Raw genomic sequence first — 11,668 nt, forward strand, 5'->3', positions numbered from 1 at the left:
CTGGCTTGAACGGCCGCGCGGCTCATTCTGGTTGCTCCTGCAGGAGAAAATCTTCGGTCAAAGAGCCTAACTAACGCTCGTATGCTGTACGCTCGAGGGTCATTAGGACAGGAGAGTGCGGGTGGACGTACGTCAGCTCGAAGCGTTCCTCGCGGTGGCAGAGCATCTCCATTTCGGACACGCTGCGGAGCAGCTCTTCATGGCGCCGGCTCCACTCAGCCGGACGATCCAAAGCCTCGAGAAGGACCTTGGCGCCAAGTTGTTCATCCGCAACACTCGCACCGTTGTCCTGACCCCTGCGGGTTATGCACTCATCCATCCCGCACGCGAGGTAATAGATGCGGTGCAGCGCGCCGAGGAGATCGTCCAGGCGGCTGTCACGGGTGAGATCGGATCCGTTCGCATCGAGTTCAGCGGGCTCGCTTCCCGTCCCATCGTCGCCGAACTGGCTCGGAGAATGCGTTCGGACCATGCCGGCATCAAGCTCGAGCTGTCATCGCTGCCGCTGTCACGACCGTCCATGCAGCGGCTCGTCGTGGAGAAGATCGACATCGCTCTTGGCCGGTGGGACCAGGTCCCGCCTGGAGTGTCGACACAAATCTTGCAGAACGACTCTCTGGCAATCGTCCTCCCACGGGGTCACCGTCTGGCCGCGGCCGAGTTCCTGTCGTTTCGACAGGTCGCAGACGAACCGTTCGTCTCGCTCCCGTACGTGGGCGGCTCCGTGACCACCGACCGCTTGTGGCGGCTGGGCTACGCGCACGGCGTCAAGATCAACAATGTGCAGTTCGCCCCCGACACCCAGTCGTGCATCGCCTTGGTCAGTGCCGAGGTCGGCTGCCACCTCGCCCTCGGCTCCGTCGGTCGATGGACCTCCAATGATGACGTCGTGTTCGTTCCCCTCGACCCTGCCGACAGCGAGCGGGTTCCCGATGTCCATCTGCGCACGGCGTGGCGAGCCAATGGCGCAACGCTTGCTGTCCAGGCCGCGCTCGCTCACCTGGTGAAACTCGCTGAGCCAGACGTCGTGGTCTCCGCGGCGCTCGTCGCGCAGGACTATCCCGAAAACTGAAACAGTCGCCGAGGCTCTTCGCATCAATGATCTATGGCTCTCTTCCGCCGGCGCCCGTAGCGTCGAATTGGCCGCAGACGGGTTCCGGAGCAGGAGATAAAACATGGTTGAAAGAGATCAAATGCGCGAGGTTGACGCGCTCGTCGTCGGTGCCGGCATGGGCGGGATCATGGCCCTGCGCGAGCTCACCAACGAGCTGGGCCTCGACGCGATTCTCATCGACAAGGCACCTGGCATCGGGGGCACCTGGTTCTGGAACCGCTATCCCGGCGCCCTGTCCGACACGCAGAGCTTCATGTACCAGCTTCCGTTCGACAAGGAGTTGTACCAGCAGGTCGACTGGAAGACCAGGTACGTCCAGGGTCCCGAGATCCGGAAATATCTGGAGCAGGCCGTCGACTTCTGGGCGCTTCGAGGGCGAATCCAGCTCGAGACGGCGCTGCTCCGCGCCGATTTCGACGAAGCAGCCGCACGGTGGGACGTCGAGACCGATCAGGGGCACTTCCGCGTCCGCTTCCTCATCACCTCCGTTGGACTGCTCTCACAGATCAATGTTCCGAAATTTCCGGGCATCGATCAATTCGGAGGCAGGATCGTCCACACCGGCGCATGGCCGGATGACCTGGACATCGCGGGCATGCGCCTCGGTGTGATCGGCAACGGCTCGACCGGTGTGCAGTTCATGACCGAGGCCGCGAAGACCGTCGAGCACCTGACGTCCTTCCAGCGCACGCCGCAGTACACGGTCCCCGCAGGCAACCGTGAGTGGACCGACGCCGAGCTGCAGCACTTCAAGGACACGATCGAAGACCGATGGGAGGAGTTCAAGACCTCGAAGATCGGGTTCGGCGTCGACGAGACCACGCGGCTCATGTCGGACGTGACGGCTGAGGAGCGTGAAGCCATCTTCGAGTGGGCCTGGCAGAAGGGTGGCAACTACACGTTCGCCACCGAGACCTTCGCCGACGTGACCGCAAACCATGAGTCGAACCAGCATGCGGCGGACTTCATCCGCGGCAAGATCAGGCAGATCGTCAATGACCCGGAGACGGCCCGCAAGCTCATTCCGTCGGAGATCTATGCTCGCCGGCCCATCTGCGATTCCGGTTATTACGAGATGTTCAATCGGTCGAACGTCGAGCTGGTGAGCACACGCGAGAACCCAATCAAGGAGTTCGTTGCCGAGGGCATCGTCACTGACGATGGCGCCCTCCACAAGATCGACGTACTCGTGATGGCGACCGGTTTCGATGCCGTCGAGGGCAGCTACCGTGCCTTCGACATACACGGCCGCGGCGGCGAGACTCTCAAGGAGCACTGGGGTGACGCGCCCAGGAGTCATCTCGGGATCGCGGTCAGCGGGTTTCCGAACATGTTCATGATCCTCGGCCCGAACGGTCCCTTCGTGAACAATCCAACGGCCATCGGCGTGCAGGCAAAGTGGATCACCAAGGCGATCGCGGCTGTCGTGGAGACGCCCGATGGTTCGATCGAGCTGCGCCCAGAGGCAGAGGAAGCGTGGCTCGATGAGTGTCTCTACGAGCTCGACGGGTCGTTGTTCCTTGAGACCGGATCCTGGATCTTCGGCTCCAACATCCCCGGCAAGCGGAAGCCTCGGACCGCCAACTTCTACGTCGGCGGCCTGGACAAGTACCTCCAGATCTCTGGAGCTGAGGCGGACGGCGGTTTCCCCAGCTACGTCGTTCGCGTCACGTCTGCTGTCTGAAGACCATCCCTCGACTCGCAGGAGCACCACTATGCCGACATTCACGACGACCAACCCTCGAACCGGCGATGCCATCGAGGAGTTCACCTTGATGAGCGATGCCGAGGCCGAGGCGGCGTTGGCCCGAGTCGCCGATGGCTACCGCGCATGGAGCCGCAGGCCGATCGAGGAGCGCGCTGCCTACCTGACCCGGGTGGCCGAGCTGCACCGCGAGCGTCGGGATGAACTGGCCAGGACCATGGCGGCCGAGATGGGCAAGCCGGTGGCACAAGCGGCCGGCGAGATCGAGCTATCCGCGTCGATCTTCGACTACTACGCCAAGGAGGGGGCGAGCCTTCTGGCTGATGAAGAGCTAGAGGTGCCCGGTGGGCGGGCGATCGTGCGCACGAGTCCCACGGGCCCGGTGCTCGGCATCATGCCGTGGAACTTCCCGCTCTACCAAGTGGCTCGCTTCGTCGCCCCCAACCTCATCCTGGGCAACACGATCCTTCTCAAGCACGCCCGCGCCTGCACGCGCACCTCCATCCTCATCGAGTCGATCCTCCGCGACGCCGATGTCCCGGATGGCGTCTACGAGAACCTCATCATCTCGGGCGGCCAGACGGGTGCGCTGATCGCGGATCCGCGCCTGCACGGCGTGTCTTTGACCGGATCGGAGGAAGCGGGGCGCACGGTCGCGGCACAGGCCGGCCAGCACCTCAAGAAGTGCGTCCTCGAGCTCGGCGGCTCAGACCCATTCATCGTCTTGCCAGATGCGGATCTGGAGGAGGCCCTGACCTTTGCCGAGAACGGCAGGTTCGGCAACGCTGGCCAGTCCTGCACCTCCTCCAAACGAATGATCATTCACGCTGACATCTGGGACGAGTTCCTCGACTCCTTTGTCGCGAGAGCCAAGGCCTGGACCGTTGGGGACCCTCTCGACGAAGCCACGAAGCTGGGCCCGATGGCGTCGGTGTCCGGTCGACAGGAGATCGTCGAGCAGGTGGACGACGCCCTGTCGAAGGGCGCGACACTGCACCTGGGCGGTGCCGTTCCGGATCGGCCGGGCGCCTACTATCCGGCGACGGTCATCTCGGGCGTCACACCCGACATGCGCGCCTATGCAGAGGAGCTCTTCGGGCCGGTCGCGGTCCTGTACCGCGTGGAGTCTGTCGAAGAGGCGCTCAAGCTCGCCAACGACTCACGTTTCGGGCTGTCATCGGCGGTCTTCACGCAAGACGCTGACGTCGCAGCAGACGTGGCTGACCGCCTTGAGGTCGGGATGGTGGGCCTGAACATGTTGGTCCGCAGCCAGGCCAATCTGCCGTTCGGTGGCGTGAAGGCGTCGGGCATCGGTCGCGAGCTCGGGTCACTCGGACTCAACGAGTTCGCCAACAAGAAGCTCCTCCGGATCGCCTGAGCCGATCCGTTTCCCCCACCGAAGGAGAGTTCATTGCGTCTCGTCAGCTACGGCAGCAAGGCATCGTGGTCAGCCGGCATCGTCCTCGAGGACGACGTCATCGACTTGAATGAGGCACTGTCTGCCACCGGCGATTTCCACGGTCAGTCGTTCGGGTCGGTCCGGGAGTTCCTGGAGGCGGCAGGTGGTCGGCTCGAGGACGTGGCAACCGCCATCGATCGGGCCGCAATCCACTCCACGCTTCCGGTGGTCGGGTCGGTCTCGTCGGTTCGCCTGGGTCCGCCGGTCCCTGACCCCAGCAAAGTCCTGTGCATCGGTCTGAACTATGCCGACCACGTGGGAGAGACGGGGCGGCAGCTTCCGTCCCATCCAGATGTGTTCTCCAAGTTCGACACCAGTCTGATCGGACCGACAGACGTGATCGCCGGGACCGACATCACAGAGAACCTCGACTTCGAGGGGGAGCTGGCGATCGTCATCGGGCGGGTATGCAGTCGCGTGGATGAGTCCGAAGCACTGGGCTACGTGGCCGGCCTGACTGTCCTCAACGACATCACCGCTAGAGATCTGCAACACCGGGGCACCCAGTGGCTCGCGGGGAAGGCCTTGGACGACGCCACACCGTGCGGTCCTTTCCTGGTGACCCTCGATGAGGTCGGAGATCCGCAGACGCTCGACATCCGCACCACCGTCAATGGCGTGGAGGTGCAGAGCTCCAACACCAAGAACATGATCTTCTCGGTCGCCAACGTCGTTGCGTACGTCAGCCAGTTCCTGACGCTGCGCCCGGGGGACATCATCGCCACTGGGACACCTGAGGGCATCGGCGCGAAGCGGCAGCCTCCCCAGTGGCTGCAGGTTGGGGACGTCGTGACGGTCGAGCTCGAGCGCGTCGGAGTTCTCACGAACAGGGTTGGCTGATCGCGGTGGCCTGGGAGCGCGAGATCAGCATCGGACTCGCGCTGGCGTCGACGCGCGATCAAGCCGAAGTCGACGAGACCTCCGAGTCGCCGACTCTGGTGGAGGTGTTTCGCCGGCGCCGGCGAGCTCGCTCCGCACGTCTCCGTCGGCACCGCGCCTCACGAACGTAAGCACGGAGCGGATGTAGGGTTGATTCCACCTACCGACCCTTGCGGGAATTCATGGACCACCCGCCGACCGCTGACGGACAACATGCCATCTGATGAGAGGTTCGCTGCGCGCGACGCGCTCGAAGAACATTTGAGCACGTTCGACTGGTCTTCCCAGTCGCCCACCAAGGTTCGGATCCTCGAGGCCTTCCTCAAGCTGACGACTGCCCACGGTTTCGATGCTGTCTCGATGCGGATGATCGCGAAGATGGTCAACATCAAGCCGCCCAGCATCTACAGCCACTACGAGGACGGGAAGGATGAGATCGTCAGGGAGGCGCTGCGCTGGTACTTCTACCAGTTCGGGTGCGCGCTGTTCGAAGCGGTGGACGAGGCCGAGGATGCGGATCAGTTCTGGGATGCGATGGTTCGTGTCCACTTCACCCGTCAGGTCACGTTGCCCGAGAGCAATTTGTGGGACCTGCTCGTCGCGACCGACCGTATGGTGGGGATCCTTCCAGCACCCGTCAGGGCCGAGGTCTACGTCTGGATCGACCTCTATGAAGACATGTATGGCACGACCGCCCGTGATCTTGGATTCTCTGACTCGGGCAATGCCGTCAAGGTGGTGATTGCTCTGCTGGAGAGCGCCACCCGATGGGCGGACTGGGACGGCACCGAAGCGAACCTGACCAAGCAGGCGGAGTGGTCGATTGCGCTGTCCCGCTCGATCCTGCGCGACCAGTCCGGCTAACCCGTGACGAGCTGCCCCCGCTGAGCTGCGCCTGCGGCAATTGCGGTGCCGATCACCAGTGTCGGAGGCTCCATCAAGCTACCCATGATGGCGTCCTGCACACGACGTATTGTGCTTCCCTTGGCGTGGTTGTCCAGCGCATCTTGGGAGGCCCACTGCTCGACGAAGAACAAGGCGGCACCTGCCTGGTACAGGGCGTACAGCTCACACCTCACTTCATCGTGAACCGCCGGGATCGAATAGACCAGGGCCGCTCGTACTTCAGCGAGATGATCGGGCTTGGGGACGATCGTGGCGACAACGACGACAGACATCGGGCTCCAGGGGTTTGTTGATGGGTGACCCGACAGAGGAAGCCGGGTCACCCATTCGACTAGCGGTGTATGTGCGCGAGTTCTTTGCGGAAGTACTCCAGCGACGCGCGGATCTCACCTCGAGGGTCAGGCGACATGTCGATCTCCGCGATTCCCCAGCCGTGCCAGTCGGTATCGCGCAGGGCGTTCGTCCATGCCGTCCAGTCGACAACTCCACCACCAAGGATCTTGAAGTAGGTGAGCATCGTGTCGTGGCGGATCATGTACGGACCGGTCAGCGAGTGCGGCGCAAGAGTGCCGGTGCAGTCCTTCCAGTGCAGGACCGGAGCACGGTCAGCGTGCCGTCGAAGGATCTCCACAGGGTCGCCGCCGTCGAGTGCGACGTGTCCGGCGTCGACGCACAGGAGCACGGTCTCGGGGTCCGTCAAGGACATGAACTGATCGACGTCATCCGTGCGTGAGCACAGAGAGTATGCATCGGTGTGGATCGCGAGACGTACGCCCTCTCGGCCGACGAGTTCGCCCATCCGGTTGAAGTGCTCTGCCGACCGCTTCATCAGCTGCTCGTCGATCGGGCCGTCGAACGCGGCCCGGGAGGCCTCGACGCCGATGGTGTCAGGGAACCCCCCGCGCGGGGGAGTGCCGGTCACGATGGTGTCGCACCCGAGTGACTTCACCAACGCGGCGTGCCTCGCCATGTCTTCGTCTGCGGTGCGCTGGGCGGCCGCTGCGGCGTCGGCGTCGGGTGCCTCGAGGATGTCGGTGAGCCAACCGCCGAGGGCGATGCTCGACGACAAGGAGAGTCCGCGTGACGCGAGCGCAGCGGCGACACCTTCCGCATCGCCGTAAGCGCGCAGAACGTTCACCCACCCACCCGGCGACGGGCCGAGCTCGATGGCTTCGAGCCCGACCTCTGCGACCTCATCGAGCATCCGGTTGAAGAAGCGCCGCGGGTCGTGGGCGAACTCGGCCTCCCAGTCGACGTAGGCGATGTCGGCGGGCAATCCCCAGTACGCTGGATCGTAGAAAGTGACGAGGTCGGTTCCCCAGCGGATGTTGCTCATCGTGTCCTCCGCTCGACATCGACCCAGTTGCCGGTCTGGGCCGACTCCATGACGGCGCCGATCACCTGCTGCACGTGAGTTGCGTCAGCGAAGTCAGCCGCGGGCACGTCCTCGCCGCGGATCGACCGAACGAAGCGCTGAAAGAGAATGGCGGTGCCATCGACGTATCCGGTGCCCATGCCGCCGACCGGCCACCAGATGTCCTCGTGCTGGTCGCTCAGGACGATCGTTCTCAGGCCTTCTTGATCTGCGGGGTCCGACTTGAGGCTGATCTTGACCTCCTCCCGATGGTTCCAGTCGAACTCGACTGTTCCGAGGGTCGTCTCGAGAACGAAGAACAGGCGGTTCTTTCGGCCGGCCGAATACATGCTGGCTGCGAACGAGCCGATGGCTCCGTTGTCGAACTCCGCGAGCCAGAGAGCAGCATCTTCAAGCAGATCCTGCTCGACACGGTCAGCCTCGGGCGCCCATCCCACATCCGTGCCGGGAGCCTTGCTTCGAGCCAGCGCATTCGTTCGGACCACGTCACCGACGAGGTATTCCGCGAGGTCGATGATGTGCGAACCGGTATCGCCGACGACGCCGGAGCCGCCAGCGCTCTTCTTCGACCGCCAACCCGAGAGCTCAACCCGACCGAGGCGCTGGTCCTGAAGGTAGTGGCCCCGGAACTGTAGAGGCAGGCCCAGAGTGCCGTCGTCCAGGAGGCGCTTGATGAAGGTCACGGCTGGGGTGTGCCGGTAGTTGAACCCCACGTGGGCAACGACTCCGGCCTTCTCGGCAGCCTGGACCATCGCGAAGGCGTCGTCGGTGTCGTTGGTGATGGGCTTCTCAACGATCACATGCTTGCCGGCAGCGATGGCGGCGAGAGCGATCTCAGCGTGTGAGTCGGGTGGGGTGGTGATGTCGACGATGTCGATGTCATCTCGGGTGACGACCTCGCGCCAGTCCGTGCTCCACTTATCCCAACCGAATCGGGCCGCCGAGCTGGCAGCGCGATCCTCATCCGCGTCGACCAGCACGCTCTTGCGCACGGTGCCGCCGATGTCGTTGGCGATCGGTGCCAATGCCCATCCGAGGCTGTGGGCATAACCCATGAATCCGGCGCCGCCGACAATGGCGACTCGCAGCTCTTTCGTCATTTTTCTCCTGTGTCAACGATGAGTCGATCTCGCGATGCGACGTGTCCACGGTTGTGTGGCCACTGATCCTTCATGACGGTAGTGAAGGGCCGCGGATGGTTCTTGTGCTTCTCAGCCCGGTTAGTTGAATGTCCACGCCATCGCCGGTGCCTCGACACTTCGGCACTCAGGTGCAAGTTGAGGGCAGGAACGAACTAGCGGACGTTAGGCAACGATATTACGCTTCGAGGCATGAATCTGATCCTGATGCGAATGACCGGAGGTTGGCTCTGATGGTGGCGCTGCGTGTGGGACTGGTGGGTGCTGGACCGTGGGCCAAGTTGTTTCACGGCCCGATGGTCACTGGAGGCCCCGAGACAGAGCTGGTTGCGGTGTGGGCCAGGAGAGCCGACGCGGCGCAAGAGCTCGCCTCGGACCTCGGATCCAAAGCCGTCGACTCGTACGACGAGCTGCTCGATCAGGTTGACGCCGTGGTCTTCGCGGTGCCGCCAGATGCACAGGCGGACTACGCGATCAAGGCAGCGGAGGCAGGTAAGGCACTACTGCTGGAGAAGCCCCTGGGTCTGAGCCTCAAGCGGGCTGAAGAGGTTGCTGACGCCGTGAACGCCTCCGGCGTGGTCAACCAGATCATGTTCACGAACCGTTACACCGATCACGTTCGTGCATTCTTGGCGGAAGCGTCGTCGAGGACACCGATCGGTGCCATGGCCAACTTCATCAACGGAGCGTGTCTTCCGGGCGGCACATTCGCAACCCCTTGGCGAATCGAGCTCGGTGCAATCCTCGACCTCGGCCCTCACGTCTTCGATCTCCTCGATGCCGCGGTTGGTCCCATCGCCGAGATCAGGGCCGCGGGCGATCCGCGGCGCTGGGTGGCGGTCACCGCCGAGCACGAGAACGGTGCGGTCAGTCAGGCAGGCCTGTCGCTGAACAGCACGGTGCAATCGGACGTGACCGACGTGCGACTCTTCACCGAGCAGGGCGAGCTCAGCACCTCGTTCGTCGCGGCTGACACCGGGCCCAACACGCCCGGGACGATTCGCTCGGAATTCGCGGCCGCCGTTGCGTCCGGCACGCCGCACGAGCTGGATGTCAACCGGGCGCTCTACCTTCAGCGGCTCATTGACCAGGCAGCCCGCTCGTTGACCAACTGAGCTGACTGGTCCGTCGGCAGGTCTTGCCGACGGACCAGTCGCCTCCGAGTCCGGGGCCGCCCTCTACTCAGGCGAGGAGCGTTCCGGCTCGCAACGAGGTGCCGCGAAGATCTGATTGCAGCTCGACGCCCTCCGGGTAGACGATGTGGGCATACTCCACGCCTCGTCCTTGAGTGTCGAAGGCGACGCGGTGAGCGACCATGACCGGTGCTGCGGCCTCGATTCCCAGGTGGGTGGCCTCGCTGGCGGTCGCTTGACGAACGCTCACGCGTTGCTGGCCGCCGACAAGCTCGACACCGCAAACTTGGTGGAGAAGGTTGTAGAGGCCGTCCTTCTCGAGCTGCTCGCGGGTGAGATGGGCATCGTCGGGCAGCGCCAGGTACGTGTAGATCATCACGAGCGGTTGGCCATCGGCGTAGCGAACCCGTTTGACATGAAAGAGCTTGCGGCCCGGCTCGAGATTGAGCTCCTCGGTGATGGGCGACTGGGCGGCGAGCGTCTCGATGAGGAGCACCTTGGTCGAGGGGCTTCGCCCACTGCTCAAAAGGTCACGATGCAAGCTGCTGAGTCCAACGCCGCGGGTGATCCCGGTGCGCAGCGCGAAGGCGCCGACCCCGCGCTGCGAATGCACGACGCCCTCTGCGGACAGGCGCTTCATGGCTTGACGCAGGGTGGGGCGGCTGACGCCGAGTGCCTTGGCCATGTCGTTCTCGGGCGGCAAGGGGACGCCGGGCGGGTAGTGCAGCTCCTGTATGAGCTGTCGCAAGGTTTCTCCGCACTGCCAATGAAGTGCCGTCGCTCCCGATCGAGTCAAGGGGACGTCAGCCAGCCGGGCCAGGAGCTCGGCTTGCGCGTTCAGGGCACTCACCGGGACACAATAACATCTGGGAAGCATGTGCGTACATCTTGACATCTTGTAAAGGTCTGCCTAGTGTCCTGGGTCATACGGCTGGAGCGATGGAGTTCGCCGCAGCATTGGACACCACGTACTGAGGAGCCACTCGTGAATGATCAGGGTCCCCGCACGATCGCTGACTTGCTGGGTTCGGCGCCCCTGAGCAATTGGGGCAAGTGGGGTCCTGACGATGAAGTCGGGAGCCTCAACTACCTCACGCCGTCCGAGGTGCTCCGTGGCGTGGCGAGCGTGGTGAGCGGTGAGGTCTTCACTCTCCAGACTCCGGTAGGCATCCCTGCCGAGGCGGGCGAGCCCGTCTGGCCTGACCGGAGCCGGGCCGTTCGTACCCAGGTTGTCGACGAGTCGTCCTTCGTGCGCGGAGACAAGGAGACTCCGTCCAGCGGGCACCACTGGGCCGACGACAAGATCGAAATGTTCCTTCAAGGCTCGACGCAGTACGACGCGCTGGGGCATGTCTGGTACGACGATCAGATCTGGAACGGGTACTCCGCAGACACCACGATCGGAGGCCTGTCAAAGGCGTCGGTCCTCCCGATCGGGCAGAGGGGCGTTGCAGGCCGTGGAGTGCTGATCGACATGGCGCGGCATCGCGGCAAGGCAGTTCTTGATCGTGGCGAGGCATTCGATCACGAGGATCTGCTGGAGGCCGCGGCGGCTCAAGGCGTCGTCGTCGAGAAGCACGACATCTTGATGATTCGTACGGGGTGGATCGGCTCCTACTACTCGCGCACTCGGGAGGACTTCTACCAAGACTGGACCGAGCCGGGGCTCGTCTACAGCCGGGAGCTTGTGTCGTGGTTCAAGAACCTTGAGATCCCCAACCTCGTCACCGACACGATGGCGAACGAACGTAGTCGCGACCCGGGGACCGAGATCGAGATTCCCCTTCACTCGGCGTTGATGCGAAACCTGGGTATCGCGATGACAGAGCTGTGCCTGCTCGAGGACCTGGCTGACGCGTGCGCGGAGGACAACCGCTGGACGTTCCTCTATACCGCCGCGCCGCTCAAGGTGGCTGGGGCGAGCGGCGCGCCGGTCAACCCTGTCGTGATCCGCTGAC

At 63.7% G+C, this 11,668-nt stretch carries 11 protein-coding genes; 7 read left to right on the top strand and 4 right to left on the bottom strand.

Going from position 1 to position 11,668, the window contains the following annotated elements:
- Positions 1–121: 121 nt before the first annotated feature.
- The 5 genes from ASE12_RS14180 (at position 122) to ASE12_RS14200 (ending at position 6,021) form a co-directional block, all read left to right on the top strand.
- Complete coding sequence (locus tag ASE12_RS14180) at positions 122–1,072, top strand: LysR substrate-binding domain-containing protein (RefSeq protein WP_056401879.1); 951 nt, start codon at positions 122–124, stop codon at positions 1,070–1,072.
- Between the two features lie 103 nt (positions 1,073–1,175).
- On the top strand, positions 1,176–2,798 hold the full coding sequence (locus tag ASE12_RS14185; RefSeq protein WP_056401882.1) for an NAD(P)/FAD-dependent oxidoreductase: 1,623 nt from the start codon (positions 1,176–1,178) through the stop codon (positions 2,796–2,798).
- A gap of 31 nt (positions 2,799–2,829) precedes the next feature.
- Positions 2,830–4,197 carry an NAD-dependent succinate-semialdehyde dehydrogenase gene (locus tag ASE12_RS14190; RefSeq protein WP_056401885.1) on the top strand — a complete coding sequence of 456 codons (1,368 nt, stop codon included), beginning with the start codon at positions 2,830–2,832 and terminating at the stop codon, positions 4,195–4,197.
- Positions 4,198–4,230: 33 nt separating this feature from the next.
- The gene (locus ASE12_RS14195; RefSeq protein ID WP_056401888.1) at positions 4,231–5,118 is read left to right on the top strand and encodes a fumarylacetoacetate hydrolase family protein; all 888 of its coding nucleotides are present in this window, start codon (positions 4,231–4,233) and stop codon (positions 5,116–5,118) included.
- A 252-nt stretch (positions 5,119–5,370) separates the two neighbouring features.
- Positions 5,371–6,021: a TetR/AcrR family transcriptional regulator gene (locus tag ASE12_RS14200; protein WP_056401891.1), complete on the top strand. Its 651-nt coding sequence runs from the start codon at positions 5,371–5,373 to the stop codon at positions 6,019–6,021.
- Here ASE12_RS14200 and ASE12_RS14205 read toward each other — a convergent pair.
- The 3 genes from ASE12_RS14205 to ASE12_RS14215 are packed head-to-tail and all read right to left on the bottom strand — an operon-like array spanning position 6,018 to position 8,538.
- Positions 6,018–6,335 carry a putative quinol monooxygenase gene (locus tag ASE12_RS14205; RefSeq protein ID WP_056401894.1) on the bottom strand — a complete coding sequence of 106 codons (318 nt, stop codon included), beginning with the start codon at positions 6,333–6,335 and terminating at the stop codon, positions 6,018–6,020. The genes ASE12_RS14200 and ASE12_RS14205 overlap by 4 nt on opposite strands.
- A gap of 59 nt (positions 6,336–6,394) precedes the next feature.
- Positions 6,395–7,399: a sugar phosphate isomerase/epimerase gene (locus ASE12_RS14210; protein ID WP_056401897.1), complete on the bottom strand. Its 1,005-nt coding sequence runs from the start codon at positions 7,397–7,399 to the stop codon at positions 6,395–6,397.
- Positions 7,396–8,538 (bottom strand): Gfo/Idh/MocA family protein, encoded by a 1,143-nt coding sequence (locus ASE12_RS14215; RefSeq protein ID WP_056401900.1) that lies wholly within the window; start codon positions 8,536–8,538, stop codon positions 7,396–7,398. The genes ASE12_RS14210 and ASE12_RS14215 overlap by 4 nt, the downstream gene beginning before the upstream one ends.
- A gap of 272 nt (positions 8,539–8,810) precedes the next feature.
- Here ASE12_RS14215 and ASE12_RS14220 point away from each other — a divergent pair, with 272 nt between their 5' ends.
- The gene (locus ASE12_RS14220) at positions 8,811–9,692 is read left to right on the top strand and encodes a Gfo/Idh/MocA family protein (protein WP_056401904.1); all 882 of its coding nucleotides are present in this window, start codon (positions 8,811–8,813) and stop codon (positions 9,690–9,692) included.
- Positions 9,693–9,759: 67 nt separating this feature from the next.
- Here ASE12_RS14220 and ASE12_RS14225 read toward each other — a convergent pair whose 3' ends face one another.
- Positions 9,760–10,560: a GntR family transcriptional regulator gene (locus tag ASE12_RS14225; protein WP_056401907.1), complete on the bottom strand. Its 801-nt coding sequence runs from the start codon at positions 10,558–10,560 to the stop codon at positions 9,760–9,762.
- Between the two features lie 135 nt (positions 10,561–10,695).
- Between ASE12_RS14225 and ASE12_RS14230 the strand changes: the two genes are divergently transcribed.
- Positions 10,696–11,667 carry a cyclase family protein gene (locus ASE12_RS14230; RefSeq protein ID WP_056401909.1) on the top strand — a complete coding sequence of 324 codons (972 nt, stop codon included), beginning with the start codon at positions 10,696–10,698 and terminating at the stop codon, positions 11,665–11,667.
- Position 11,668: the final 1 nt, after the last annotated feature.

It is taken from the genome of Aeromicrobium sp. Root236, assembly GCF_001428805.1.
Lineage (GTDB): Bacteria > Actinomycetota > Actinomycetes > Propionibacteriales > Nocardioidaceae > Aeromicrobium.

Coding starts and splice junctions, on each gene's coding strand:
- ASE12_RS14185 (WP_056401882.1), top strand. CDS start 1,176: ATGGTTGAAAGAGATCAAATGCGCGAGGTTGACGCGCTCGTCGTCGGT.
- ASE12_RS14190 (WP_056401885.1), top strand. CDS start 2,830: ATGCCGACATTCACGACGACCAACCCTCGAACCGGCGATGCCATCGAG.
- ASE12_RS14200 (WP_056401891.1), top strand. CDS start 5,371: ATGCCATCTGATGAGAGGTTCGCTGCGCGCGACGCGCTCGAAGAACAT.
- ASE12_RS14205 (WP_056401894.1), bottom strand. CDS start 6,335: ATGTCTGTCGTCGTTGTCGCCACGATCGTCCCCAAGCCCGATCATCTC.
- ASE12_RS14210 (WP_056401897.1), bottom strand. CDS start 7,399: ATGAGCAACATCCGCTGGGGAACCGACCTCGTCACTTTCTACGATCCA.
- ASE12_RS14215 (WP_056401900.1), bottom strand. CDS start 8,538: ATGACGAAAGAGCTGCGAGTCGCCATTGTCGGCGGCGCCGGATTCATG.
- ASE12_RS14220 (WP_056401904.1), top strand. CDS start 8,811: ATGGTGGCGCTGCGTGTGGGACTGGTGGGTGCTGGACCGTGGGCCAAG.